At 71.2% G+C, this 26,926-nt stretch carries 20 protein-coding genes; 10 read left to right on the forward strand and 10 right to left on the reverse strand.

Going from position 1 to position 26,926, the window contains the following annotated elements:
* Nucleotides 1-41 precede the first annotated feature (41 nt).
* The gene (locus tag QFZ75_RS27680) at nucleotides 42-887 is read right to left on the reverse strand and encodes a hypothetical protein (RefSeq protein ID WP_307544828.1); all 846 of its coding nucleotides are present in this window, start codon (nucleotides 885-887) and stop codon (nucleotides 42-44) included.
* 82 nt (nucleotides 888-969) lie between these two features.
* Nucleotides 970-1,503 (reverse strand): YbhB/YbcL family Raf kinase inhibitor-like protein, encoded by a 534-nt coding sequence (locus QFZ75_RS27685; RefSeq protein WP_307541115.1) that lies wholly within the window; start codon nucleotides 1,501-1,503, stop codon nucleotides 970-972.
* A gap of 115 nt (nucleotides 1,504-1,618) precedes the next feature.
* Between QFZ75_RS27685 and QFZ75_RS27690 the strand changes: the two genes are divergently transcribed.
* Nucleotides 1,619-2,311, forward strand: a complete 693-nt coding sequence (locus QFZ75_RS27690; protein ID WP_307541117.1) for a GntR family transcriptional regulator — start codon at nucleotides 1,619-1,621, stop codon at nucleotides 2,309-2,311.
* Here QFZ75_RS27690 and QFZ75_RS27695 read toward each other — a convergent pair.
* Together QFZ75_RS27695 and QFZ75_RS27700 are read right to left on the reverse strand one after the other, a co-directional pair.
* Complete coding sequence (locus tag QFZ75_RS27695; protein WP_307541119.1) at nucleotides 2,262-3,164, reverse strand: phosphatase PAP2 family protein; 903 nt, start codon at nucleotides 3,162-3,164, stop codon at nucleotides 2,262-2,264. The genes QFZ75_RS27690 and QFZ75_RS27695 overlap by 50 nt on opposite strands.
* 119 nt (nucleotides 3,165-3,283) lie before the next feature.
* Complete coding sequence (locus QFZ75_RS27700) at nucleotides 3,284-4,318, reverse strand: LacI family DNA-binding transcriptional regulator (RefSeq protein ID WP_307541121.1); 1,035 nt, start codon at nucleotides 4,316-4,318, stop codon at nucleotides 3,284-3,286.
* Nucleotides 4,319-4,795: 477 nt separating this feature from the next.
* Between QFZ75_RS27700 and QFZ75_RS27705 the strand changes: the two genes are divergently transcribed.
* The 8 genes from QFZ75_RS27705 to QFZ75_RS27740 all read left to right on the forward strand — a co-directional run bounded on the left by QFZ75_RS27705 (nucleotide 4,796) and on the right by QFZ75_RS27740 (nucleotide 19,125).
* A complete protein-coding gene (locus QFZ75_RS27705) occupies nucleotides 4,796-6,070 on the forward strand; it encodes an extracellular solute-binding protein (protein WP_307541123.1) in 1,275 nt (424 codons plus the stop codon).
* A gap of 156 nt (nucleotides 6,071-6,226) precedes the next feature.
* Nucleotides 6,227-7,231 (forward strand): carbohydrate ABC transporter permease, encoded by a 1,005-nt coding sequence (locus QFZ75_RS27710; RefSeq protein WP_307541125.1) that lies wholly within the window; start codon nucleotides 6,227-6,229, stop codon nucleotides 7,229-7,231.
* Nucleotides 7,232-7,244: 13 nt separating this feature from the next.
* Nucleotides 7,245-8,096 carry a sugar ABC transporter permease gene (locus QFZ75_RS27715; protein WP_307541127.1) on the forward strand — a complete coding sequence of 284 codons (852 nt, stop codon included), beginning with the start codon at nucleotides 7,245-7,247 and terminating at the stop codon, nucleotides 8,094-8,096.
* 105 nt (nucleotides 8,097-8,201) lie between these two features.
* Entirely contained in the window at nucleotides 8,202-9,887 is a 1,686-nt protein-coding gene (locus QFZ75_RS27720; protein ID WP_307541129.1) for a glycoside hydrolase family 13 protein, read from the forward strand.
* A gap of 158 nt (nucleotides 9,888-10,045) precedes the next feature.
* Nucleotides 10,046-11,419, forward strand: a complete 1,374-nt coding sequence (locus QFZ75_RS27725) for an alpha-amylase family protein (protein ID WP_307541131.1) — start codon at nucleotides 10,046-10,048, stop codon at nucleotides 11,417-11,419.
* Nucleotides 11,420-11,610: 191 nt separating this feature from the next.
* Nucleotides 11,611-17,022: a pullulanase-type alpha-1,6-glucosidase gene (pulA, locus tag QFZ75_RS27730; RefSeq protein WP_307541133.1), complete on the forward strand. Its 5,412-nt coding sequence runs from the start codon at nucleotides 11,611-11,613 to the stop codon at nucleotides 17,020-17,022.
* A gap of 70 nt (nucleotides 17,023-17,092) precedes the next feature.
* The gene (locus QFZ75_RS27735; protein WP_307544830.1) at nucleotides 17,093-18,736 is read left to right on the forward strand and encodes a fused response regulator/phosphatase; all 1,644 of its coding nucleotides are present in this window, start codon (nucleotides 17,093-17,095) and stop codon (nucleotides 18,734-18,736) included.
* Nucleotides 18,737-18,768: 32 nt separating this feature from the next.
* Complete coding sequence (locus QFZ75_RS27740; protein ID WP_307541135.1) at nucleotides 18,769-19,125, forward strand: 5-carboxymethyl-2-hydroxymuconate Delta-isomerase; 357 nt, start codon at nucleotides 18,769-18,771, stop codon at nucleotides 19,123-19,125.
* A gap of 57 nt (nucleotides 19,126-19,182) precedes the next feature.
* On the opposite strand, the gene QFZ75_RS27745 is transcribed toward QFZ75_RS27740, so the two are convergent.
* The 3 genes from QFZ75_RS27745 to QFZ75_RS27755 all read right to left on the reverse strand — a co-directional run bounded on the left by QFZ75_RS27745 (nucleotide 19,183) and on the right by QFZ75_RS27755 (nucleotide 22,520).
* A complete protein-coding gene (locus tag QFZ75_RS27745) occupies nucleotides 19,183-19,875 on the reverse strand; it encodes a TetR/AcrR family transcriptional regulator (protein WP_307541137.1) in 693 nt (230 codons plus the stop codon).
* Nucleotides 19,876-19,926: 51 nt separating this feature from the next.
* On the reverse strand, nucleotides 19,927-21,885 hold the full coding sequence (locus QFZ75_RS27750) for a hypothetical protein (protein ID WP_307541139.1): 1,959 nt from the start codon (nucleotides 21,883-21,885) through the stop codon (nucleotides 19,927-19,929).
* Between the two features lie 83 nt (nucleotides 21,886-21,968).
* Complete coding sequence (locus tag QFZ75_RS27755) at nucleotides 21,969-22,520, reverse strand: tetratricopeptide repeat protein (protein WP_307541141.1); 552 nt, start codon at nucleotides 22,518-22,520, stop codon at nucleotides 21,969-21,971.
* A 216-nt stretch (nucleotides 22,521-22,736) separates the two neighbouring features.
* On the opposite strand from QFZ75_RS27755, the gene QFZ75_RS27760 reads away from it, so the two are divergent.
* On the forward strand, nucleotides 22,737-23,189 hold the full coding sequence (locus QFZ75_RS27760; RefSeq protein WP_307541143.1) for a hypothetical protein: 453 nt from the start codon (nucleotides 22,737-22,739) through the stop codon (nucleotides 23,187-23,189).
* 123 nt (nucleotides 23,190-23,312) lie between these two features.
* Here the strand turns inward: QFZ75_RS27760 and QFZ75_RS27765 are convergent, their stop codons facing one another.
* From QFZ75_RS27765 to QFZ75_RS27780, 3 genes are all read right to left on the reverse strand, one after another.
* Nucleotides 23,313-24,893 (reverse strand): DUF1996 domain-containing protein, encoded by a 1,581-nt coding sequence (locus QFZ75_RS27765; protein ID WP_307541145.1) that lies wholly within the window; start codon nucleotides 24,891-24,893, stop codon nucleotides 23,313-23,315.
* A 292-nt stretch (nucleotides 24,894-25,185) separates the two neighbouring features.
* The gene (locus QFZ75_RS27770; RefSeq protein ID WP_307541147.1) at nucleotides 25,186-25,839 is read right to left on the reverse strand and encodes a response regulator transcription factor; all 654 of its coding nucleotides are present in this window, start codon (nucleotides 25,837-25,839) and stop codon (nucleotides 25,186-25,188) included.
* A gap of 163 nt (nucleotides 25,840-26,002) precedes the next feature.
* Complete coding sequence (locus QFZ75_RS27780) at nucleotides 26,003-26,599, reverse strand: winged helix-turn-helix domain-containing protein (protein ID WP_307541148.1); 597 nt, start codon at nucleotides 26,597-26,599, stop codon at nucleotides 26,003-26,005.
* Nucleotides 26,600-26,926 lie beyond the last annotated feature (327 nt).

A 26,926-nucleotide genomic window follows, 5' to 3' on the forward strand; every position in this document is an offset into this window, starting at 1 on the left:
GGTCCGGAACCGGGTCCGGAGCCAGGGCCGCAACCGCGCGTTCAAGACGTTCGGGCCGGACGGACGCCCCGGAACGTCCCCGCCGCCGTGAACGCGTCGGTGATCGGCGCGACGAGCGAGGCGAGGCGGCGGGCGCCCGCGGCGCCGATCGGTGCCCACAGCGCGGCGCAGTGCTCGTCCGTCTCCGCCTCGATCCGCTCGCGCGCCGCGCTGCCGGCGTCGGTGACGACGCCGTCGGGGCCGAGCCAGCCGCGCGCGGCGAGACGCGCCGTCGCCGCGGCCCACTCCGCGTCGTCCCACCGGCGGGTCGCCCGTGCGAGAGCTGTCGACAGGCGGCCCGTCGCGGTGTGCAGGACGAGGCAGTCGCACGGGCCGAGACCGTTGTCGGCGAGCACGACGAGATGCGCGTCGCCGCGCCACTCGCGCGCCACCGTGATCTGCTGCCACAGCGCGACGAGCGGATCGGCCGGCAGCGCGACCGACGCGTTCGCGGCGGCCAGCACCTTGCCGGCGTAGTCGGCGCCGGCGACGACCGGGTCGATCAGCGAGCGTGCCTCGGCGAGCCGGTCGGCCGTGAGGTGCGCGCCGACCCGCCGCATCGCGCGTCCGGCGGCCAGGAAGCGGGCCGCCTGCCACCGCTCGGGCGGCGCGGCGTCCCAGACGCCGGCCATGGCCCGGACCGCCCGCGGGCTGAAGTTGTAGAAGGCCGCGAGCACGACCTGCCAGGTGACCGCGCCCATCGCGGCCGACCGGAACGCCAGGTACGCCGGTCCGCGGTCGGTCACCCCGAACCCGGCCGCCGCCTCGGCGCCTTCCGGGACGAGGTAGGTGAACAGATGCGCCGAGTTGACGGCGTCGCCGACTTCGCGGACGGCGCCCAGGTCCATGGGGCCGTCGCCGGCGCGAACGGCGTGGGGACGGTGGTCGAGGTGTGTCACGGTCGGTTCTCCCGGGAATCGCGGGGCACTGTCAGGCGGGGGTCTCGGCGGTGGCGGTCAGCACCGCGCGGCCGAGGATGTGACCGGCCATGGTGAAGCCGAGGACGGCCGGGGTGGCGTCGGCCGGGACACCGATGGACGCGGTGTCGAGGGCGTGCACCACGACGGAGTAGCGGTGCGGGCCGTGCCCGGCCGGCGGGGCGGCGCCGAGGTAGCGGGCCAGGCGGGCGTCGTTGGGCAGCTGGTAGGCGCCTTCGGGCAGGCCCGGACCCGAGTCGTCGCCGGCGCCCTCGGGCAGTTCGGTGACGGTGGCGGGGATGTCGGCGACCGCCCAGTGCCAGAACCCGGACCCGGTGGGGGCGTCGGGGTCGTGGACGGTGACGGCGTAGCTCCTGGTGCCGTCCGGAGCGCCGCTCCAGGACAGCTGCGGGGAGAGGTCCTTCCCGCCGGGCAGGCCCGAGGCGAGCTGCTCGGGCGGCCAGGCGGCCCCGTCGGCGACGGTGGTGCTGGTGACGGTGAAGGACGCCGCCTCGGGGAGGCGGGCGAAGAGGTCGTCGGTGCGCACGCGATGTTCCTTTCCGGGCCGCGGGGCCGACGAAGGATGTCGTCGGTCGGCCGCGGTACGGAATCGACAGTAACACCAATAATCGATTATCGAGAGAATCGTCTATGCTGAGGTCATGACCGTCACGCCTCACAGCCCGGCTCCCTCCGGGAAGCAGATGCTTTCCGAGCAGGTCCACGCACACCTACGGGACGCGATCATGCGCGGAGAGCATGCCCCCGGTGCCGCCCTGAAGCCGCAGGACCTGGCCAAGGAGAAGGGGGTGAGTCTGGCCGTCGTGCGCGAGGCGCTCGTGCGGCTGGTCGGTGAGGGGCTGGCCGACCGGCTGCCCAACCGCGGGTTCACGGTCCCGTCCTACTCCGACCGCCGGTGGCAGGAGATCGCGGAGGCCCGCCGGACCGTCGAACCGGCCGTGCTGCGGATGTCCGTCGAGCGCGGCGACGTCGACTGGGAGGCGCGGGTGCGCGCCGCCCACCATCGCCTGGTCCGCACCCCGGCGTACCTGCCGGAGAAGGGCGAGTACTACACCGACGCCTGGGCCGAGGCCCACCGGGCGTTCCACCGCACGCTGCTGGAGGGCTGCGGCAACCCCGTACTGCTGGAGACCTTCGACCGGTTGTGGACCGCGAGCGAGCTGGCCCGCCGCTGGTCGGCGCACCGCGCCCCCGGCCGGGACGGCGCGCAGGAGCACCGCAGGCTGGAGGAGGCGGCGCTGGCCCGCGACGCCGACACCGCGGCCGCGGTCCTGGTCCAGCACCTCACCCTGACCGCCGCCGCGCTGACCGGCGATCCGGGCCGGGTCGTCTGATCCGCGCCGCACGGTCCCGGTCCGGCACCGACCGCGGCAGCGCGTGGGGGAGGGCGCCGTACCAGAGCCTGGCGACCCCGTAGCCGAAGGCCAGGCAGGCCATCCCGCCGACGGCGTCCAGCCAGAAGTGGTTGGCCGTGGCGACGATGACCACCAGCGTCGCGGTGGGGTACAGCAGGCCCAGGACGCGCACCCACGGGACCGAGGCCAGCGCGAAGATCGTGAGGCCGCACCACAGCGACCAGCCGATGTGCATGGAGGGCATCGCGGCGTACTGGTTCGACACGCTCTTGAGGTCGCCGGAGGCCATCGAGCCCCAGGTCCGGTGGACCACGACCGTGTCGACGAAGTCGTTGCCGGTCATCAGGCGCGGCGGGGCCAGCGGGTACAGGTAGTAGCCGACCAGGGCCACCCCCGTGGTGGCGAACACGACCGTGCGCGTCGCCGCGTACCGGCCCGGGTGGCTGCGGTAGAGCCACACCAGGACGCCGATGGTCACCACGAAGTGCAGCGTCGCGTAGTAGTAGTTCATGCCGACGATCAGCCAAGTCACCGAGTTCACGGCATGGTTGACCGACTCCTCGACGGCTATGCCGAGGTGGTGCTCCAGTCTCCAGAGCCAGTCGGCGTTCTCCAGCGCCTGGGACCGCTGCTCCGGGACCGCGTTGCGGATCAGTGAGTACGTCCAGTAGCTCGCCCCGACGAGCAGGACCTCGAACCAGAGCCGTGGGCGGCGGGGCGCGCGCAGCCGTCGCAGGAGACGGTGTCCCGCGCTGACGTGCGCCTCGTCCGCGACGGGCTGTGGAGGGGCCTGCTCCTGGCCTTCCAGTGTCGTCACGGTGCTCTCACCCATAGGGACAGAGTCTGCCAGATGAGCCTTTCCCCACCGATCATCCCTTGGGTGGGTCCTGCCCGCACGTTCTACGCCCGGGGTAGGTGGAGCACTACGTCCTGGGCATGACGGCGCCGCCGCTACGCGCGACCGCGGTCCCCGGAGGCCGAAGCGGTCGATCCGCGCACCACCAGTTCCGGCATGAACACGAATTCGCTGTGGGGCGCCGGCGTCCCGCCGATCTCCTCCAGCAGCGTGCGCACCGCGGCCTGGCCCATGGCCGGGACCGGCTTGCGGACCGTGGTCAGGGGCGGGTCCGTGAAGGCGATCAGCGGGGAGTCGTCGAAGCCGACCACGGAGATGTCGTCGGGGACCTCCAGGCCGCGCTGCCGCGCCGTCCGTATGGCACCCAGTGCCATCATGTCGCTCGCGCAGACGATCGCCGTGCAGTCGCGGTCGATGAGCGCCGCCGTGGCCGCCTGCCCGCCCTCCAGCGTGTACAGCGAGTGCTGGACCAGCCGCTCCTCGATGTCCGACGTGGCCAGGCCCAGCAGGTCCTGCATCGTGCGGACGAAGCCCTCGATCTTGCGCTGCACCGGGACGAAGCGCTTGGGCCCGAGCGCGAGACCGATCCGGGTGTGGCCGAGCGAGACGAGGTGGGTGACCGCGAGGGCCATCGCCGCACGGTCGTCGGGTGAGATGAAGGGAGCCTGCACCTTCGGCGAGAAACCGTCGACGAGGACGAACGGCACTCCCCGACCGCGCAGTTGTTCGTAGCGCTGCATGTCCGCGGAGGTGTCCGCGTGCAGCCCCGAGACGAAGATGATGCCGGCGACCCCCCGGTCGACCAGCATCTCGGTCAGCTCGTCTTCGGTGGAACCGCCCGGGGTCTGGGTGGCGAGGACCGGGGTGTAGCCCTGCCGGGTCAGCGCCTGGCCGATGACCTGGGCCAGGGCCGGGAATATGGGGTTCTCCAGCTCGGGGGTTATCAGCCCGACGAGCCCCTCGCTGCGCTGGCGCAGGCGGACGGGCCGTTCGTAGCCCAGCACGTCGAGGGCGGCCAGAACGGACTGGCGCGTGGTGGCGGCGACGCCCGGCTTCCCGTTCAGTACGCGGCTGACGGTCGCTTCGCTCACCCCCGCCTGCGCTGCGATGTCGGCAAGCCGTGTGGTCACGGGATGGGACTGTACCGGCCGGGAATCGCGTTGCCCACCGACCGAACGCCGTGTACGGGCAGTTGGACGGCCCGCTCCGGGCTGCTGCGTCATCGCGTTCCCTCGTGATCCTGGTCGGCTGGGTGGTCGTCGTCGGCCGCGGGCGCCCGTGCGGACGGGGTGGGTCCTGCAAGGCACCGAGGGGCCGATGATCCTCGCGACGGACCGGTATGGCAAGAGCTTGCAGAGTCTTGCACGACGGCCGCACCCCCGGTGAACCGGCCTGCGGCAAGGCCTCGGGGCGGTCGAGAGGAGATTACGGCGGGGTAACTGTCGGCCGGTCTTGCATTTTTTTGCTGCAAGGTCTTTCGCGCCGCTTACATCGCTGTTACGTTCACGTCGCCCGGCGGCGGCAACGGTGCGGTCGGCGAATTCGGTGGGGACGGCGGACGGGGCCGCCCCCTCGTGCACACGGGCTTTCACCCTCAAGGAGAACTCATGCGGCGTGGCATAGCGGCCACCGCACTGGTGGCGTCCCTCGCCCTCACGGCGACGGCCTGCGGTTCGGACGGCGACGACAGTGGCGAGGCGGACGGCCCGGTCACCCTCACGTGGTGGGACACGTCCAACGCCACCAACGAGGCACCGACGTACAAGGCCCTCGTGAAGGAATTCGAGAAGGCCAACCCGGACATCAAGGTCAAGTACGTCAACGTGCCCTTCGACCAGGCACAGAACAAGTTCGACACCGCCGCCGGTTCCAAGGGAGCCCCGGACGTCCTGCGTTCCGAGGTCGGCTGGACCCCCGCGTTCGCCAAGAAGGGCTTCTTCCTGCCGCTCGACGGCACCGAGGCCCTGGCGGAGCAGGACAAGTTCCAGCCCAGCCTGATCGAGCAGGCCAAGTACGAGGGCAAGACGTACGGGGTGCCGCTGGTCACCGACACCCTCGCGCTGGTCTACAACAAGAAGCTCTTCGAGAAGGCCGGCCTCGACGGGGCGCCCACCACCTGGGCCGACCTCAAGTCGGACGCCGCCACCGTCAAGGGCAAGACGGGCGTCGACGGCTACTGGGGCTCCACCCAGGCCTACTACGCGCAGTCCTTCCTGCACGGCGAGGGCACCGACACCGTCGACGCCGAGGCCAAGAAGATCACCGTCAACTCGCCCGAGGCGGTCAAGGGCTACAAGACCTGGCAGGGCCTGTTCGACGGCAAGGGCCTGCACAAGGCCGACACCACCGCCGACGCGTACGCCCACATCCAGGACGCCTTCGTCAACGGCAAGGTCGCCTCGATCATCCAGGGCCCGTGGGAGATCACGAACTTCTACAAGGGCTCGGCCTTCAAGGACAGGAACAACCTCGGTATCGCCACCGTCCCGGCCGGCTCCACCGGCAAGGCGGGCGCCCCGACCGGCGGCCACAACCTGTCCGTGTACGCGGGCTCGGACAAGGCCCACCAGAAGGCCTCGCTCACGTTCCTGAAGTTCATGACGTCGGCGAAGTCCCAGGAGACCGTCGCCCTCAAGAACTCCACGCTGCCGACCCGCGAGGACGCCTACACCACCGAGGTCAAGTCCGACCCGGGGATCGCCGGCTACCAGGGCGTGCTCTCCGCCGCCCAGCCGCGCCCGGCGCTGCCCGAGTACAGCTCCCTGTGGGGTCCGCTGGACACCGAACTGCCGAAGATCGCCGGCGGCAAGGAGTCCCTCGACAAGGGCCTGGACAACGCGGAGACCTCGATCGCCAAGCTGGTCCCGGACTTCGGCAAGTGAGCCCGGGTGGCCGCCGGACCGTTCCCCACGGGACCGTCCGGCGGCCACCGGCCGTGCCCGCGAACGGCCCGTGGCCGGCTCCCGACGGGCCGCGACCGTGACCGTGACCGTCCAGAACGTGCGCCCAACCGTTGATTTTCCAGAAGGTGTCGAACCATGACAGTCGCCATCGACCGCGCGACCGGCAAGCGCCGCGGTGACCGGGTCCCGCGCCCCGGCCCGCTCCAGCGCCTGAAGCACGCGTACCAGAGGTACTGGTACGCGTACGTGATGACCGCCCCGGTGGTCGTCGTCCTCGGTGTGCTGGTGCTCTATCCGCTGGTACGCGGCGTCTACCTGACGTTCACCGACGCCACCAGCCTCAACTCGGCCCGCACGATCGGCGTCAACCACATCGACGCCACCTACGAGTTCGTCGGCCTGGACAACTACGCCGACATCCTGTGGGGCCCCACCGCGTACGACCGGTTCTGGTCGCACTTCATCTGGACGATCGTGTGGACGGCGCTGTGCGTGCTGCTGCACTACGCCATCGGGCTCGGACTCGCGCTGTTGCTCGACCAGAAGCTGCGGGGCCGCACCTTCTACCGGCTGATACTCGTCCTGCCGTGGGCCGTGCCGACCTTCGTCACCGTCTTCGGCTGGCGCTTCATGCTCGCCGACGGCGGCATCATCAACACCGTGCTCGACGCGGTGCACCTGCCGTCGCCGCTGTGGCTGGAGGACACCTTCTGGCAGCGGTTCGCCGCGATCATGGTCAACACCTGGTGCGGTGTGCCGTTCATGATGGTCTCGCTCCTCGGCGGCCTGCAGTCCATCGACGCCGTTCTGTACGAGGCCGCCGAGATGGACGGCGCCAACGCCTGGCAGCGCTTCCGGCACGTGACCCTGCCGGGCCTGCGGTCCGTCAGCTCCACCGTCGTGCTGCTCGGCATCATCTGGACGTTCAACCAGTTCGCCATCATCTTCCTGCTCTTCGGCGACACCGCGCCGGACGCGCAGATCCTCGTCACCTGGGCCTACCAACTGGGCTTCGGGCAGCAGCCGCGCGACTACGCGCAGTCCGCCGCGTACGGCGTCCTGCTGCTGTCCATCCTGATCGTCTTCACCTCCGTCTACCGCCGCTGGCTGGCCCGCAATGAGCAGCAGCTCGCGGCCTGAGGCAGGAGCCCCCATGAGCACCACGACCGTAAGGCGCGGCGAGCGCAGCCGCGCCGGCACCCTGACCTCGCACGGCATCCTCGGTGTCGCGAGCCTGATCGCACTCTTCCCGATCGCCTGGCTGGTCTATCTGTCCCTCGGCCCGGACAAGGACGACTACCTGCACCCCGGAGGCATCTGGGGCAAGATGACGCTCGACAACTACACGTTCGTGCTGCAGCACACGCCGTTCTTCGACTGGCTGCGGAGCACGCTCGTCGTGTCGCTGGGCACGACCGTCATCGGCGTCATGGTGGCCGCCACCACCGGCTACGCGGTCTCGCGCATGCGGTTCCCCGGCTACCGGAAGTTCATGTGGGTGCTGCTGGTGACCCAGATGTTCCCGGTCGCCGTGCTGATGGTCCCGATGTACGAGATCCTCAGCGAACTCCAGCTCATCGACAACTACTTCGGCCTGATCCTCGTCTACTGCTCGACCGCCGTGCCGTACTGCGCGTGGCTGCTCAAGGGGTACTTCGACACCATCCCCTTCGAGATCGACGAGGCGGGGCGCGTCGACGGCCTGTCGCCCTTCGGCACGTTCTTCCGGCTGATCCTCCCCCTCGCCAAGCCGGGGCTGGCCGTCGCCGCCTTCTACAGCTTCATCACCGCGTTCGGCGAGGTCGCGTTCGCCTCGACGTTCATGCTGTCCGACACGAAGTACACGTTCGCGGTCGGACTGCAGAGCTTCGTCAGCGAGCACGACGCGCAGCGCAACCTGATGGCCGCCACCGCGGTGCTGGTGGCCGTTCCGGTGTCCGCGTTCTTCTACCTTGTGCAGAAGAATCTGGTGACCGGCCTGACCGCGGGCGGCACGAAGGGGTGACGTCGGCCGCTGAGACCGTTGGTTGTCCGCGGCCCCGTCGTGGCTGGTCGCGCAGTTCCCCGCGCCCCTGACGGGACGCTACCTCCGTTACGTATCAAGGAAGCCATGAGCCAGCAGCACTCCGCCGACCCGGCGCCGAACTCCGCTCTCGCCACTGTCGCCGACCGCCGCGACTGGTGGCGCGACGCGGTGATCTACCAGGTCTACCCCCGCAGTTTCGCCGACAGCAACGGCGACGGCATGGGCGACCTGGAGGGCGTACGTGCCCGACTCCCGTACCTGCGCGACCTCGGCGTGGACGCCGTGTGGCTCAGCCCCTTCTACGCCTCGCCGCAGGCCGACGCGGGCTACGACGTGGCGGACTACCGGGCCGTCGACCCCATGTTCGGCAACCTGCTCGACGCGGACGCGCTGATCCGCGACGCGCACGGGCTGGGCCTCAGGATCATCGTCGACCTCGTCCCCAACCACTCCTCCGACCAGCACGAGTGGTTCAGGCGGGCCCTCGCCGAGGGGCCCGGTTCGCCCTCGCGGGAGCGCTACCACTTCCGCGCCGGCAAGGGCGAGAACGGCGAACTGCCCCCCAACGACTGGGAGTCCATCTTCGGCGGCCCCGCCTGGACACGGGTCACCGAGCCGGACGGCGCCCCCGGGGAGTGGTACCTCCACCTCTTCGCGCCGGAGCAGCCCGACTTCGACTGGACCCACCCGGCGGTCGGCGACGAGTTCCGCTCGGTCCTGCGGTTCTGGCTCGACATGGGCGTCGACGGTTTCCGCATCGACGTGGCACACGGTCTGGTGAAGGCGGAAGGGCTGCCGGACCTGGGATCCCACGAGCAGCTCAAGCTTCTGGGCAACGACGTCATGCCGTTCTTCGACCAGGACGGTGTGCACGAGATCTACCGCCAGTGGCGCCTCGTACTGGACGAGTACTCGGGCGACCGCATCTTCGTCGCCGAGGCGTGGACGCCGACCATCGAGCGCACCGCCAACTACGTGCGCCCCGACGAACTGCACCAGGCCTTCAACTTCCAGTATCTGAGCACCCATTGGGACGCCCAGGAGCTGCGGTCCTGCATCGACCGCACCCTCGACGCGATGCGTCCCGTGGGCGCCCCCGCCACCTGGGTGCTCTCCAACCACGACGTGACCCGGCACACGACGCGGTTCGCCAACCCGGCCGGGCTCGGCACCCAGATCCGCCTCGCCGGGGACCGCGCGCTGGGCCTGCGCCGGGCCCGCGCCGCGACGCTGCTGATGCTCGCGCTGCCCGGGTCCGCGTACCTCTACCAGGGCGAGGAGCTGGGCCTGCCGGACGTCGTCGACCTGCCGGACGAGGTGCGCCAGGACCCGGCGTACTTCCGCGGCGCGGGCCAGGACGGGTTCCGGGACGGCTGCCGGGTGCCGATCCCGTGGAACCGCGAGGGCTCGTCGTACGGCTTCGGCAGCGGCGGCAGCTGGCTCCCGCAGCCGGCCGGCTGGGGCGAACTGAGCGTCGAGGCGCAGACCGGCGTCGCGGGCTCGACCCTGGAGCTGTACCGGTCCGCGCTCGCCGTGCGCAGTGAGCGGGCCGACCTCGGCGCGGGCGACCGGGTGGAGTGGCTGACGGCGCCCGAGGGTGTCCTGGCCTTCCGCCGCGGGGCGTTCACGTGCACCACCAACACCCGGAGCGAGGCGGTGAGCGTCCCCGCGTACGGACGCGTACTGCTCGCGAGCGGTGAGGTGACCGTGACGGACGACGGCACGGCGCGGCTGTCCGCCGACACCACCGTGTGGTGGATCGCCGGCTGACCGTTCACCAACCACCACCAATCGACCCTTCCTGCAAGAACTTTCAGGAAATTCCAGAAGCCCGCCTTCCCCTTTGGGAGGCGGGCTTCTACGATCTGCGGCACCGCACTGCTGTTGAATCTTGCAGCAAGAACCTTCAACGGAGAAGGGACCCCCACATGGCCAAGAGAGCTCTGTCCTGTGCGCTCGCCGTGGCGGCCGCCGCGCTCGTCGTCCCCGCGGGCACCGCCCACGCCTCCCCACCGGGCACCAAGGACGTCACCGCCGTCCTCTTCGAGTGGAACTTCGCGTCCGTGGCCAAGGAGTGCACCAACCGGCTGGGCCCGGCCGGTTACGGATACGTCCAGGTCTCCCCGCCCGCCGAGCACATACAGGGCGCGCAGTGGTGGACCTCGTACCAGCCCGTCAGCTACAGGATCGCCGGGCGCCTCGGTGACCGTACGGCCTTCCAGAACATGGTCAGCACCTGTCACTCGGCAGGCGTGAAGGTCGTCGCCGACACGGTGATCAACCACATGTCGGCGGGCAGCGGCACCGGTACGGGCGGCTCGTCCTACACGAAGTACGACTACCCCGGTCTGTACTCCTCGCCCGACTTCGACAACTGCACCTCGCAGATCAGCAACTACCAGGACCGCGCCAACGTCCAGAACTGCGAACTCGTCGGGCTCGCCGACCTGGACACCGGCGAGGAGTACGTCCGCTCCGCCGTCGCCAAGTACCTGAACGACCTGCTGTCGCTGGGTGTCGACGGGTTCCGCATAGACGCGGCCAAGCACATCCCGGCCGCCGACCTCGCCAACATCAAGGGCCGGCTGAGCAACACGTCCGCGTACTGGAAGCAGGAGGCCATCTACGGGGCCGGTGAGGCGGTCCAGCCGACCGAGTACACCGGGACCGGGGACGTCCAGGAGTTCCGGTACGCGTTCGACCTCAAGCGCGTCTTCAACAACGAGAACCTCGCCTACCTGAAGAACTACGGCGAGGGCTGGGGCTATATGGGCAGCGGAGTCTCGGGGGTCTTCGTGGACAACCACGACACCGAGCGCAACGGGTCGACGCTCAGCTACAAGGACAACGCGAACTACACCCTCGCCAACGTGTTCATGCTGGCGTACCCGTACGGGGCGCCCGACATCAACTCGGGGTACGAGTTCTCGTCCACGGACGCGGGGCCGCCCAACGGCGGTTCGGTGAGCGCCTGTTGGCAGGACGGATGGAAGTGCCAGCATGCCTGGCCGGAGATCAGCTCGATGGTCGCCTTCCGCAACGCCGTGCGGGGGCAGTCCCTCACCAACTGGTGGGACAACGGGGGTGACGCGATCGCGTTCGGCCGGGGCACCAAGGGCTTCGTGGCCATCAACCACGAGTCGTCCTCGCTGACCCGCACCTACCAGACCTCGCTCGCGGCCGGCACGTACTGCAACGTGCAGGCCGGCGCGACGGTGACGGTGAACGGCTCGGGCCAGCTCACGGCGACGCTCGCGGCGAACACCGCGCTGGCGGTCTACACGGGCAAGTCCGCCTGCTGACCCACCTGCTGACCCGCCTGCAGGCCGGTGGGGTGCTCGCCGCGGTTCCCCGCGTCCCTCGAAGGGGCGCGGGGAACCGCGCGGTCTTTCGGGCGGCGACTGAAACCTCTTTCCAGTCCTTGCAAGACTCTTGCAGAAAGCGTTTCGGCGGGGATAGCGTCACGCCGATCCCACCGCAAGGAGTCAGGCCTGTGATACCGAGACGGTCCGCGCCCAGCACGACGCGTCGCAGACGGACCGCGGTCATCGCCGCGGCCGCCCTCGCCGCCGCGCTCGTCCAGCCCCTCGCCGCCCGCGCGGCGACCCCGCCCGCACCCCCGTCGGACGCGGCCCTGGCCAGGACGCCCGCCCGTAACGACCTCACCCGCGAGCAGTTCTACTTCGTCCTGCCGGACCGGTTCGCCAACGGCGACACGGCGAACGACAAGGGCGGCCTCACCGGCTCCCGGCTCGACACGGGCTACGACCCCACCGACAAGGGCTTCTACCAGGGCGGCGACCTCAAGGGCCTGACGAAGAAGCTCGACTACATCAAGGACCTCGGCACCACCGCCATCTGGCTGGCGCCGATCTTCAAGAACCAGCCGGTGCAGGGCGCCGGTGCCGACGCCTCGGCCGGCTACCACGGCTACTGGATCACCGACTTCACACAGGTCGACCCGCACTTCGGTACGAACGCGGACCTGGAGCGGCTGATCGACAAGGCCCACGGCAAGGGCATGAAGGTCTTCTTCGACGTCATCACCAATCACACGGCCGACGTCGTCGACCACGAGGAGAAGTCCTACTCCTACCTCTCCAAGGGCGCCTTCCCGTATCTGACGAAGGACGGCGAGCCCTTCGACGACGCCGACCACGCGGACGGGGAACGGGAGTTCCCCGCCGTCGGCAGCGGCTCCTTCCCGCGCACGCCCGTCGTGGCCCCCGCGAAGAAGAACACCAAAGTGCCCTCCTGGCTCAACGACCCGTCGATGTACCACAACCGCGGCGACTCGACCTTCGCCGGCGAGAGTTCCACGTACGGCGACTTCTCCGGGCTCGACGACCTGTGGACCGAGCGTCCCGAGGTCGTCACCGGCATGGAGAGGATCTACCAGCGGTGGGTGCGGGACTTCGACATCGACGGCTTCCGGATCGACACCGTGAAGCACGTCGACATGGAGTTCTGGACCCGGTGGGCCACCGCCCTGGACGCGTACGCGTCGAAGCACGGCCGTGACGACTTCTTCATGTTCGGCGAGGTGTACTCGGCCGACACGTCGATCACCTCCCCGTACGTCACCGAGGGCCGCCTCGACTCCACGCTGGACTTCCCCTTCCAGGACGCGGCACGGGCGTACGCCTCCCAGGGCGGCAGCGCGCAGCGGCTCGCCTCGGTCTTCGGGGACGACCACAAGTACACGACGGACAAGGCCAACGCGTACGAGCAGGTCACCTTCCTCGGCAACCACGACATGGGCCGCATCGGCACGTTCCTCAAGCAGGACAACCCCGGCGCGTCCGACGCCGAGCTGGTGAAGAAGGACAAGCTGGCCAACGAGCTGATGTTCCTCGGCCGCGGCAACCCCGTCGTCTACTACGGCGACGAGCAGGGCTTCACGGGCGCGGGCGGCGACAAGGACGCCCGCCAGACCATGTTCGCGTCGAGGACCGCCGACTACCTGGACGACGACCGGCTCGGCACCGACCGCACGCACGCCGAGGACGCGTACGACACGAGCGCGCCCCTGTACCGGCAGATCGCCGCCCTCGCGAAGCTCCGCAAGGACAACCCGGCCCTCGCGGACGGCGTACAGACGCAGCGGTACGCGGCCGACGGCGCCGGCGTCTACGCCTTCTCCCGCACGGACGCGAAGACCGGTGTCGAGTACGTCGTCGCCGTGAACAACGCGGGCGAGGCGAAGAGCGCCACCTTCGCGACCGGGTCGGCGGACATGACCTTCCGGGGGATCCACGGAACCGGGAAGTCGCTGAAGAGCGGTTCCGACGGGCGAGTCGCCGTGACCGTTCCGGCCGGTTCCTCCGTCGTCTACAAGGCCGCCGGTCGGCTCGCCGCGCCCGCCACCGAGCCGGCCGTCACCCTGAAGGCCCCCGCCGCGGGCGCCACCGGCACCGTCGAGATCACCGCCGACGTGGACGGTGGACAGCTCAACAGGGTCGTCCTCGCCGCGCAGGTGGGTGCGGGGAAGTGGCGGACGCTCGGTTCCGCCGACCATGCCCCGTACACGGTCACCCAGGTCGTCGGCGAGGACGTGCCGGCCGGCACCGCCCTGCGCTACAAGGCCGTCGTCATCGACTCGGCGGGCCGCACGGCGAGCGCGACGGCCGCCTCCACCACCGGCACCCCGCCCGCGCCGGAGGTGCCGACCGTCTCCTCGCGCGACCACGCGATCGTCCACTACAAGCGCGAGGACGCCGACTACACCGACTGGCGGCTGTACGCCTGGGGCGACCTGGCCGACGGCGAGGAAACCACCTGGCCCGAGGGCCACGACTTCACCGGCCGGGACGCCTACGGCGCCTTCGCGTACGTGAAACTCAAGCCGGGCGCCTCGGCCGTGAACTTCCTTGTCATCGACGAGGACGGCACCAAGGACGTCTCCGCCGACCGCACGATCGACGTCACGAGGACGGGTGAGGTCTGGGTCGAGCAGGGCAAGGAGGCCGTACGGACCGAGAAGCCGGCCGCCGACTATCCGGCGCCGGACAAGACCAAGGCGGTCCTGCACTACCAGCGTGCCGACGGGAAGTACGACGGCTGGGGCCTGCACGCCTGGACCGGCGCCGCGAACCCCACGGACTGGTCCAAGCCTCTGGAACCGGTGCGCACCGACACGTACGGCGCGGTCTACGAGGTACCGCTCGCCGAGGGCGCGACGAGCCTCAGCTACATCCTGCACAAGGGCGACGAGAAGGACCTGCCCACCGACCGGTCGCTCGACCTCACGGCGAACGGTCACGAGGTGTGGCTGCTCGCCGGCCAGGAGAAGCACCTCCTGCCGCAGCCCGCGGGCAGCGCCGCCGCACTCGACCTGACCACCTCCGAGGCGGTGTGGATCGACCGGGACACGGTTGCCTGGAACGGCGACGAGAGCGCCGCGTCGACCCAGCTGCTGTACTCGCGCAAGGGCACCATCAAGGCCGAGAACGGCACGCTGACCAGCGAGGACGAGCGGTGGCTGCGGCTGGGGAGGACCACGCTCACCGACGCCCAGAAGGCTGCGTTCCCGCACCTGAAGGACTACACGGCCTGGTCCGTGGACCCGCGCGACCGGGACCGGGTGCGCGAGGCCCTGCGCGGGCAACTGGTCGCCTCCGGGCGGGCCGCCAACGGCGCGGTCCTCGCGGCGACCGGCGTGCAGATCGCCGGTGTGCTCGACGACGTGTACGGCACGGCCGCGAAGAAGGCCGGCCTCGGGCCGACGTTCCGCGGCGGCCGTCCCACCCTGGCCGTCTGGGCGCCGACCGCGCAGGAGGTCTCCCTGGAGATCGGCGGCGGCACCGTCGCCATGAAGCGGGACTCCGCCACCGGGGTCTGGTCCGTCACCGGGCCCGCGTCCTGGAAGAACAAGCCCTACCGGTACGTCGTCACGGTGTGGGCGCCCAGCGTCCGCCAGGTCGTCACCAACAAGGTCACCGACCCCTACTCGGTCGCCCTCACCGCGGACTCCGAGCGCAGCCTCGTGGTCGACCTGGCCGACAAGTCACTGGCCCCCGGCGGCTGGTCGGGCCTCAAGAAGCCCGCAGCAGTGCCGCTGAAGGACGCGCAGATCCAGGAACTGCACATCCGTGACTTCTCCGTCGACGACAAGACCGTCCCGGCGAAGGACAAGGGCACCTACCGCGCCTTCACCGACAAGGACAGCGCGGGCTCCAAGCACCTCAGGAAGCTCGCCGGGGCCGGGACCTCGTACGTCCATCTCCTGCCCGCCTTCGACATCGCCACGATTCCGGAGAGGAAGGCGGACCAGGCGGTCCCCGACTGCGACCTCGCCTCCTACGCGGCCGACTCCGACCAGCAGCAGGAGTGCGTGGCGAAGAGCGCGGCGAAGGACGCGTACAACTGGGGCTACGACCCGTACCACTACACGGTGCCGGAGGGCTCGTACGCCACCGACCCCGACGGGACGCGCCGCACGGTCGAGTTCCGGCAGATGGTGAAGTCGCTGAACGAGGACGGTCTGCGGGTCGTCATGGACGTGGTCTACAACCACACGTCCGCCGACGGGCAGGCCGGCACGAGCGTGCTCGACAAGGTGGTCCCCGGCTACTACCAGCGCCTCCTCGCCGACGGCACGGTCGCCACCTCCACCTGCTGCGCCGACACGGCCACCGAGAACACCATGATGGGCAAACTGGTCGTCGACTCGATCGTCACCTGGGCCCGCGAGTACAAGGTCGACGGGTTCCGCTTCGACCTGATGGGCCACCACCCGAAGGCCAACATCCTGGCCGTCAGGAAGGCCCTCGACGCGCTCACCCCCGCCGAGGACGGCGTCGACGGCAAAAAGATCGTCCTCTACGGCGAGGGCTGGAACTTCGGCGAGGTCGCCGACGACGCCCGCTTCGTGCAGGCCACCCAGAAGAACATGGCCGGAACCGGCGTCGCCACCTTCTCCGACCGGGCCCGCGACGCCGTGCGCGGCGGCGGACCCTTCGACGAGGACCCCGGTGTCCAGGGCTTCGCGTCCGGCCTCTACACCGACCCCAACTCCGCTGCCGGCAACGGCACCCCGGCCGAGCAGAAGGCCCGCCTGCTGCACTACCAGGACCTGATCAAGGTGGGCCTGACCGGCAACCTCGCCGGCTACACCTTCACCGACACCGCCGGCAAGGAGGTCAAGGGCTCCGAGGTCGACTACAACGGGGCGCCCGCCGGATACGCGGACGCGCCCGGTGACGCCCTCGCGTATGTCGACGCGCACGACAACGAGTCGCTGTTCGACGCGCTCGCGTTCAAGCTGCCCAAGGACACCTCGGCGGCCGACCGGGCACGGATGCAGGTCCTCGCCATGGCGACGGCCACCCTCTCGCAGGGTCCTGCGCTCTCCCAGGCGGGCACCGACCTGCTGCGTTCGAAGTCGCTGGACCGCAACTCCTACGACAGCGGCGACTGGTTCAACGCGATCCACTGGGACTGCCAAGACGGCAACGGCTTCGGGCGCGGGCTGCCGCCGGCCGCCGACAACGCGCCCAAGTGGCCCTTCGGCAAGCCGCTGCTGACGTCCGTCGAGGTGGGCTGCCCGCAGATCGAGGGTGCCTCCGCCGCGTACCGGGACCTGCTGCGGATCCGCGGCGGCGAGAGCGCCTTCGGGCTCGCGACCACCGAACAGGTGCAGTCGAAGCTGTCGTTCCCGCTGTCCGGCAGGGACGAGACACCCGGTGTGATCACGATGGAGCTCGGCGACCTCGTCGTCGTCCTCAACGCGACCCCCCGGGCGCAGGAACAGCGCGTGCCGGACCTGCGGGGCACGCCGTACGCACTGCACCCCGTGCAGGCCGGCGGCGCGGACACCGTCGTCAAGTCCGCCTCTTACCACGTGCGGACCGGCACCTTCGACGTTCCCGGACGAACCGTGGCCGTCTTCTCCCGGACCCCCTGACGGGGCACTACCTTGGTGGGGCGGACCCGGGACCCCGGACCGCCCCACACGTGTGTCCAGAGGCTGGCAGATGGACGTCAACGGCAAACGGACCGACGCGACCGTCCTGCTCGTGGACGACACGGCGGCGGGCCGGTACGCCATCGGCGCCCTGCTGCGCCGGGCCGGCCACCAGGTCGTCGCGGTCGCGACCGGCCACGAGGCGCTGGTCGAACTCGACGCGCGGCTGCGCAGGGGGACGCTGCCCGACGTGGCCCTCGTCGACGTGGACCTGCCGGACATGACCGGCTTCGAACTGTGCCGTCGCATCAAGTCCCGCCCGCACATGGCCTACCTGCCCGTCGTGCACTTCTCCGCCTCCTCCACCTCCCCGGGCGGCCGCAGCCGAGGGCTGGAGGCGGGCGGGGACGCGTACCTGACGGTGCCGGCCGAGCCCGAGGAGATCGACGCGGTGGTCCGGTCCACCGTCCGCACCGCCCGGCTGCGGGCCGGCGACCAGGCACTGGCCAGGCGGCTGACCCTCCTGTCGGAGACGATCGTCACCATCCAGGCCGCGCGCTCCCTGCAGGAACTCGCCGACGCCGCCGCCAACGGCACCGCCCGCCTCACCGGCGGACCCGCCGCCGTCTTCTTCCTCGGCCCGGACGACGAGCTGTACCACGGCACCTCCCGGGACCGCACCTCGCTCGCGCTGCCCGACGAGGGCGCCCACCGGGCCGTGGCCGGCCTGCTCCGCCGGCTCACCCGCGGGCAGTCCGGCGTGCAGATCACCACGGTGCCCGCGCCGCTGTGGCCCGCCGGGTTCTTCCGGCCCGGTGTGCAGCACGACGCCCGGCTGGCGCTGATCCTCACCCAGGACGGCAAGGCGTCGGTGTGCCTGGCGACGCCCACCCGCGGCATGCGCAGGCCCAATCCCGAGGAGGAGACGCTGGTGGCCCGGCTCGCCCAGGCCACCGCGCTCGCCGCCGAACCGCTGCTCATGTACCAGGTCGAACGGCACGTGGCCCTCACCCTCCAGCACAGCTTCCTGCCCCAGCCGCACCGGCTGCCCGAACTGCGGGGCCTGGAGGTCGTGGTCCGCTACGTGCCCTCCTCCCAGCAGACCGAGATCGGGGGCGACTTCTACGCCGCGCTGCGCACCGGCGAAGGCGCGCTCGCCGCGGTCGGCGACGTCGTCGGGCACTCGCTGGACGCCGCCACCGTCATGGTCGAGATCCGGCACGCGCTGCGCGCCTACTGCGTCGACGAGAGCGACCCGGCGGTGCTCGCCGAGCGCCTGGACCGGATGCTCCAGCACTACCATCCCGCGCTGACCGCCACCGTCTGCCTGGTCCTGATCGACCCGGCCACCGGGCGTACGCGCATCGCGAACGCGGGCCACATCCCGCCGCTCGTCCTGCGGGAGAGCGGGACCGCCGACTACGCCAAGGCGGCCGGACCGCTGCTCGGCGTGGGGCTGCCGCATCCGGCGCCCACCGAGCTGTTCCTCGAAGCGGGGGACCGGCTCCTCATGGTCACCGACGGGCTGATCGAGACCCGCGGCACCGACCTCGCGGTCTCCATGGAACACCTCCGGGCGGCCTCCGCGGGGGCGCCGCCCGGCCTGGAGGCCCTGTGCGACACCCTGCTCGACTGCTTCGGGCACGAGCGGGACGACGACATCGCGATGCTCGCGCTGCGGCTGGCGCCCGGACCGCCGTCCGGCTGCGGCTAGGGTGAGTTCCGTCGCCTAGAACGGGAGTGCCCATGCCGCAGATCACCGTCGACTACTCGACGCCGCTCGCCGGGAGTTTCGACCGGCAGGGGTTCGCCGTCGCCCTGCACGCCATGGTGGTGGAGACGGCCGCCGCGAAGAGCGAGGCGTGCAAGTCGCGGTTCCGGGCCGTCGACGACGTCGTGGTCGGGGCGGAGGGCACGGGACACGCCCTCGTGCACGTCTCGCTGGCCCTGCTGCCGGGGCGGTCCGACGAGGTGAAGTCCGCGTTGACCTCGCGGACGCTGGACCTCGTACGGGAGTATGTGAAGACGGCCGACGGGACGGCGCTGCACGCCTCCGCGGAGGTCCGCGACCTCGGGGCGTCCTACCAGAAGTTCGTGGACTGACGGCATCCCGCGCCCCTGGGAGCAAGGGCCCGGACCCGGCCCGGTCCAGAAAGCGCCCTAGCCCGCCAGGTTCACCAGGCGGGTCACCAAGGCGGTGAACGGGCTGTCCGCCGGGTCCTCCTGCGCCAGGGCGCGGCGCAGGATCGTGGCCGTCTCCGGGTCCGCCGCCGCGCTCACCGCCGCCAGGGCCGCGAAGTCGTGCACCAGCTGGACCTCCAGCTCGGCCCGGGGGATGCGGCGGCCGTCCAGCCAGAGCAGGGCGGTCGCCTCGGCCAGGGCGATCCACGAGCGGACGACCAGTTCGAGCCGGGCCGGCGGCCGTTCGATCCGCAGATGGGCCAGGATCTGCAGGTACGCCGCCTGCCGCACCCCGTCGACCAGGGCGTTCGTGGTCGTGGAGCCGACCGCCGGGCCGCCGCGCATCAGCGCCGAGAAACCGGGCCCGTGCTCGTCGACGAAGTCGAAGAAGCGCCGCATCACCCGCAGCAGGCGCGCCCCCAGAGGACCTTCCCGCGGCTCAACGAAACGTTCCGTCAGGTCGTCCGAGGCACGCTTCAGGGCAGCTTCGTACAGGCTGAGCTTGCCGGGGAAGTAGTGGTAGACCAGCGGCCGTGAGATACCCGCGGCCGCGGCTATCTCGTCGACGGACACGTCCTCCGGCGAGCGCCGGCTGAACAGGTCGAGGGCGACGCCGATCAACTGCCGGCGCCGTTCCTCGACACCCATCCTGCGGCGCACCCCGGTAGTCATGTGCCCACCCTACCGATCGGCCGCGGTGCCGACCGGCGCCGAACGTCCGTCTCAGCGGAGCCCGGTGATCTCCCGTCCGCCCTCCAGGGTCCCCTTCAGGCCCGCCTTCGCGCCCTGTTCGGCCCGTACGGCGAGGAGGTTCCCCTCGGCGGACCCGCTGACACCGCCGGTCGCCCGGACCGACGCGGTGTCCCCGCTGCCGGCGGCGAGGAGGTACCAGCCGCCCTTGACGGACTTCCACAGCACGCCCGCCAGGACGTGCGGGTCCTTCGAGCCGCACGCGGACGCGTTCTCCGCCTTCGCCACGACCGCGCCGTACCGCTGCCCCGGCGCGTGGAACTGGGCCAGCACCCGCGGGCCGCCGCCGCGCCAGGTCTGCGTACGCGTGCACAGCCAGTCCGCGGTGCCGCTCGCGTCGGGCAGCGGCTGACGGGCGTAGCGCCAGGAGTTGACCGAGCGCACCCCCTGGCCGCGGACGTCCGCGAGGGAGCAGGCGAGCGGGGACCAGTCCGCCGCCGAGGCGTCGCGCGGCGCGGCGGGACGGCCCGCGGTGAGCCGGGCGGGCGTCAGCTCCCCGAGGTCGGTCGACAGACGGGTGCCCGTGCGGTCCGTCAGCTCCAGCACGTTCCAGGAACGGCACCCGCCGCTCTGCAGGGCCGGGCTCGCGAACGGCTCGGTCACCCCGTCCGCCGAGCGGGTCAGTTCGGTCGCACCGTCCGCACCGGGAGCCTTCAGCAGATCACGCACGGCGGCGGTACGCACCCAGGGCGCCGTCAGATAGCGGACGTTGCCGTCGGAGCGGCCCAGGACCACCGTGTCCGCGTCCGCCGTCGTGGCGCCGTCGACCCGCGCGAAGTCGAGGGCGGCGCCCCGCGTGCCGTCCTTCGCCTCGGCGTACCGGGCGATGCGCAGTCCGTCGTACATCAGCACGACCCGGCTCTGGTCGACCACGCCCGCGTACAGCAGCTGGGGCGGTCCCGGCGGGGCGCCCGACGGGGTTCCCGGGGTGGCCGAGACCTGCACGGACCCGCCGGGCCGTGCCCAGACGGCGAGCGCGCGGCGCAGCAGGCCCTTGTCGCCGGTCAGCTCCCCGCGCGCCGGCCACACGGAGAAGTCGGTGCGCGCCGACGACTCCCAGGCCGCGGCCGGGACCAGCGTCAGCTTCCCCGGCTGCAGGGCCGCCTGGGCCGCCGGGTTCCGCGCGTACGGGGGCGCCGCCGCGCCGTCGGGGCCCCAGCCGTCCCCCGGCATGCCGAGGAGCGCCCCGCACACCGCCACGGCGGCGACCGCGGCGACCGCCGCCTTCAGGTGCTGGCGGCGGCGCATCAGATCGGTGGGCCGGGCCTGCAGGGAGCACGGGTCGAACTCGGGGGAGGTCGACAGCACGTCGGCGCCCCCGGCCCCGCCCGGCCCGGCCACCGTGTCCGCCTCGGCCAGGGCGGCGGCCGGGTCCGCCTCGCCGGCCGCGGCCAGCATCCCGCGTACGTCCGCGTCGGCCAGCTTCTCCAGGCCGCGCAGGACGTGGGCGGCGCGGGCCGGGGCGGACAGGGCCGAGAGCCGCTGGTCCAGGGCGAGTTCGTCGGCGCCGCCCGAACGCGGGAAGAGCCGCAGGCCCCACACCTGGGGGAGCAGCGGCGGCAGCTGCGCCCGGGTGGGCCAGGACCGGAAGGTCAGCGGGCGGCCCGCCTCCAGGGCCGCCCGCAGGACGCGCAGCCGCACGTACGCGTAGCCGGGATCACCGTCGCGGTCCCGGGCGGCGCTCTTCTGGGCGGGAAGGACCGCGGTGTCGCCGGATGCCCGGCCGCGCGGCAGGGAGCGCTGGGTGAGCGCGTGCGCGGTGAGCACCCGGCGGTTGCGGCCGAGACTCGGCGGCAGGACCAGATAGGCGAGCCGGACCAGCCGCGGATAGTGCTCGACGAGCGCGGCCTCGGCCTGCTCGACGCCGACCTCCGGCCCGGGGACGGCGGCTGATGCGGGGCGGGGGCGCGGGGCGACATCCTGTGACTGCACGTTCAGCAGAACGAGCGAATCGGCGGATGGTCACCTGGACGTGCCCGGCATCACGGGCGGTCGCCCCCGCGGCCCGTCCGGGATCAGCCCTCCGGCTCCACGAGGAGGCGCGCGTAGTTCGCCATGGACCGCTGGTAGCGCGGCAGGTGCGGGGCGAGGGCACCCAGTACGAGCGAGAGTCCTTCGCGCTCACGGCCGAGGCTCGCCAGGCACAGCGCCAGAGTGGCCCGTACCGCGTCGTCCAACTCGTCGGAGACACCGACCAGTTCGGGTGACAGGAGCCTGACGCCCTCCTCCGGCTGCCCGATGTTCCGCAGCGAGCTGGACAGCTGGATCTTCGCGCGGCGGCCCCGGTAGCCGTCGAGGCCGCGGTCCAGGGCCTCCCGGTACAGCGGCACGGCCCGGTCCGAGTGACCCGTCGAGTCCCAGGCACAGGCCAACTCGAAGGGGCCGACCGGGCTGTCGTCCGGCAGTTCGGCGACGAGCGCGCCGATCACCGCGCGGAAGGCCGCGGCGTCCGTCCCCGGGGCGCTCCCGAAGCCGGCCCAGGCGCTCGCCACGCGCTCCTCCCAGTCCGCCGCCGGGTCCGCCGTCGTGCCGGCTGCCGTCTCTGTGGCCGTGCTCTTCTCCGTCACCGGCCCACCCTCGCACAGGCGCGCCCGCGACCGGCATCCCGTTCCACCGGGGTTCCCCGCCCTCCGCGGCGCCCCTTCGAGCAGACTGGGGCGCACGACCGGCCCGCGCCGGGCGGCCTCCCGATTGAGCACGGAGCGTGCGGGAGCCGTATCGAAGACGGGGCCCCCGCGAGGGCTCCCGGCGGCGTGGGCCGCCGGAACGGACCGGAGGTACGGATGAGGACGACGCGCAAGGCACTGGCGACCGCCGCGGCAAGCGCCGCGGTGGGACTGCTGGTCCTGACGGGCTGCGGCTCGGACGACGAGGGGGAGAAGGTCCCCGAGACGGCGACCGGCAGCCTGGAACACCTGGCGGACGAGGTGGGCTGCGCACCGAACATGCAGACGGACGCCGACGAGATCCGGCAGGCGGTCTGCAAGAAGAGCGACGTCGGCGGCAAGTTCATCCTGGCCACCTTCGCCACCGACCGCGGCCAGCGCGAGTGGCTCGACGGGGCCAAGGACTACGGCGGCTTCTACCTCGTCGGCCGCAAGTGGGTGGCCGTGGCCGAACAGAAGACGGTGCGGGCCCTGCGCACCACGCTCGGCGGCGACATGGAGATCGGCACCGACCACTCGGGCGGCCACTCCGGGGAGAGCGGGTCGGCGCACCCCGGTCACAGCGGCTGAGCGCCGCGGACGCCGGGTGCCGTGGACGGGGACACGGGAGACGACAGAGGGGAAGGCCGGCCACGGAGATCCGTGGCCGGCCTTCCTCGTGGTTCACCGTGTCAGCGGTTCACCCGTGCTGCGTCACCGGCACTTCTTTCCGGTGTTGATGCAGCTGACCACCTTGTTCATCGTGTTCGTGTCGAAGAAGTTGATGAAGTCGTTGTGGTCGGTGATCGGCTTGTGCAGGTTCTCCGGGAACGAGTCCACCGCGAACGCGTTCTTCACGGTGCCGTTCTCGATGGTCGGAGCCGCCACCTTGTAGACCAGCCGGACCTGCAGCTGGGGGATCGCCTTGAAGCCGTTGGCGCAGGTGCCGTCCGCCTGGACGAACGCCACGTGCGCGCGGTGGTTGGCGCTGTCGATGTTCTGACCGTCCCAGCAGCTCTGGAAGTTGGTCGTGCGCACCACGGAGCTGCCCTGGGGGCAGATCGGGTACTTGTCCGTGAGCTGGCGGTTCTCGAAGCCCGTGCAGCTCCAGTTCACGTTGGCGTTCGCGAGGCCGTTGACGAAGGCCTTGGCGTCACCGGTGATGATGCGCAGGGCGGTCGGCATGGCGACGACGTTGCCCCGCTTGTTGCCGACGAACTTGAGCTGGGCCTGGCTGGCCTGGAGGATCTTTCCTACGTTGCCCTCCTTGCCACCGCCGTCGTTGTTCTGGTCGAAGTCCTGCGAGCCGTCCTGCAGGCGCAGCACCGGCCAGAAGTACGAGGACTTGTCGCCCTGGTTCTGGCAGGTGGTGTCCGCGCCCGCCAGGTCCTCGTCGCTCGCGAAGGCGTCGTTGTTCTGGTTGCCGACGTAGTCGTGCAGGTGGTGCGCGCCGTTGGTGACACCGGGAGCGACGATCACGTTGTCCGTGTTGTGGTTGTCGTTCGCGTTGGTGCCACAGCTCGTGGTGAAGGTGCCCTGCGAGCCGCCCCGGCCGTTCGCGGCCAGACCGTTCGCGCCCACGCCCCGCTTGTTGCTGGGCTGGACGGTCTTGATGTCCTGGAAGTCGGCCGCCACCGGGCCGTTGCCGCCCTGGCCGCCGTTGCCCGCCTGGCCGCCGCCGCCGTCGGCGGGAGGCTGGCTGGCACCGCCGTCGGCCGGGGGCTGGCTGGTCTCCCCGCCCTGGCCGGCGTTGCCGCCCTGGCCCTGGCCTCCGTTGTTCTGGCCGTTGTTGCCCTGGCCCTGGCCGGCGTCGGTGTTCGGCTGTCCGGCCGACCATCCGGTGCACTTGGCGAGATTGCCGACACCGCTCGGAGCGGTACCGCCCACGCGCTTGATGTTGACCGAGATGCGCTCGATGGTCGCCGTGCGCTTGGAGGTCAGCGGGCCGAGGATCGAGTTCTGTACGAAGCCGGTGTCCCCCGCCTGTGCCTGGCGCGTGGAGGCGAGGCGGGCGTAGGCCTCGGTGATCTGCTGGTCGAGCTTGGCCAACTCCTTGTCCACACCGGCGCGAGCGCGCTGGGGCACGCTCCTCAGCTGTTGGCCGACGTCGGGGCATTTGATCGTGGCCACCGAGGCGGCGGTCGTCTGCGCGTTCCGTGTCGAGTTCTTGCCCTCGCCGGCGGAAGCGTAGATGTTGGCCGCAAGCAGACCGCCGCCACCCAGCGCGAGAGCCGCCGATGCGGCTATCGCCCGGTTGGCGAGCGTGGAGCGGCGTTTTCGGTTCGTGCGTCCCATGGAACTCCTCTGGCTTCCTTGCGGGGGCATCGGGGCGCCCGGCAGGAGGTGAAGCGGCAGCCTTGAGTACGGAGGAGGTTCCTGAGGCGTTCAGAAGCCTCGGGAATTCATGGGAGTCCGGTGGCGCAATCCCGGCGCAAGGGGGCCAGATGCCCTTGAAACAAAGGGCAGTTGAGGCCGTGTATTTGAATATCGTTCAGTGGGGGTGGAACTCGGGACCGGCGTGCGGGCCGGTCCCGGACGACTGCCGGCGGTCGTCCGCCGGCCCTCCGTTTCCCTTCTTCGTACGCTTTTAGCGGCCCTGGTCCAAATAGGCGATGACGGCCAGGACGCGACGGTTGTCGTCGTCCGACACATCCAGGTCCAGCTTCGCGAAGATGTTGGACGTGTGCTTGGCGATCGCCCGCTCCGTGACCACGAGTTGGCCCGCGATCGCCGCATTCGACCTGCCCTGCGCCATCAGTTCCAAAACCTCCAGCTCGCGACGGGTCAGTCTGCCCAGCGGCCGGTCGTCGGCCTGCCGCCGCGACAGCAGCTGCTGGATGACCTGCGGATCCATCACCGTGCCGCCCGACGCCACCCGGCGCACCGCGTCGATGAACTGCTCGGCGTCGAACACCCGGTCCTTCAGCAGGTAGCCGACCCCGCCGGTCCCGTCGGCGAGCAGTTCACGCGCGTACAACTGCTCGACGTGCTGCGACAGTACGAGGACCGGCAGCCCCGGCCTGGCCCGGCGCGCCTGGAGCGCGCACTGCAGCCCCTCGTCGGTGTGCGAGGGCGGCAGACGGACGTCGACCACGGCGACGTCCGGTGCCAGTTCGGCGAGTGCCCGCGTCAGTTCGGGACCGGTCTCGACGGCGGCGGCGATCTCGAAGTCGAACGCCTCCAGCATCCGGACCAGGCCGTCGCGCAGCAGGAACAGGTCTTCGGCCAGGACAACTCGCAAGGGATCTCCATGGTCACCGCGGTGGGGCCGCCCACAGGGATGTCGACGGCCAAGGCACCGTTGAATGTACCCAGTCGCCGTTCGACTCCGCACAGTCAGGACCCGGTAGCGGCCCCACCCGCCGTCCTCGGGCGGGACGCAGCGCCCTCAGGTCGGCGGCGAATCAACTCCCCGTCGGGGGCGCGTACTTGTATCCGACGCGGCGTACCGTCCGGATGGTGTCCCGGTGCTCCGCGCCGAGCTTGCGGCGCAGCCGGGCGATGTGGACGTCCACGGTCCGGCCGTCGCCCACGTGCCCGTAGCCCCACACCGTGGTGACCAGCTGGTCACGGGTGTGCACGCGGTGCGGGTGCGCCACCAGATGTGCCAGCAGCTCGAACTCCAGGTAGGTGAGGTCGAGCGGCCGCCCGTCGACCTCGGCGGTCCGCCGGACGGTGTCGACGCGCACGGGGAAGCCGTCGGGTGCCCCGCCGGACTCCTCGGACGCCGCGCCGGTCTCCGGTACGGCGACCGGCAGCAGGGACGGCTGGTCGGCCGGGACGAGGACCAGGTACCCGATCATCGGGGGCCGGCCCGGCAGCGTGGGCAGGGTGTGCGGGGGAGCGGGCAGCCAGGTGGCGCCCGGCGGGAGGAGGTCCGTGACGTCGACCACCTCGTCCCGGTCGACGGACCGCAGCCGATGGCGTGCCGGACCGGCGGACGGGGCGGGGACGGGGGAGGAGGCGGTGGCCACGGAGGAGAAGGGACGGGTGTTCGCCATGAGGGGTCAGCTCTTTTCGCGCGAGAGGTCGTCGAAGGACGTACGCCGTGCGCGCTGGCCGAAGGCCGGGATACGGCTTTAGAGGGCCTGCGCATGCGTCGCGCGACAACACACCCGGTCGAAGTCGTGGTGCTGACGGGAAGGCCAGAAGGGCTCGAGGTCGTGCCGACCCGTAGCGATGCACTCCTGGAAGCTGGCCATACCCCTATTGAAGCAGACCGAGGACGTCGGCAGCAGCCTCCTCTCACGCTCCGGACACCGAGTGCCCCACAGGCGCAAAGAGGCGCGGGGAACCGCGCGACAGGCCCTGACAGGTCCGCACCCACG

The organism is Streptomyces sp. V3I8 (genome assembly GCF_030817535.1).
Lineage (GTDB): Bacteria > Actinomycetota > Actinomycetes > Streptomycetales > Streptomycetaceae > Streptomyces.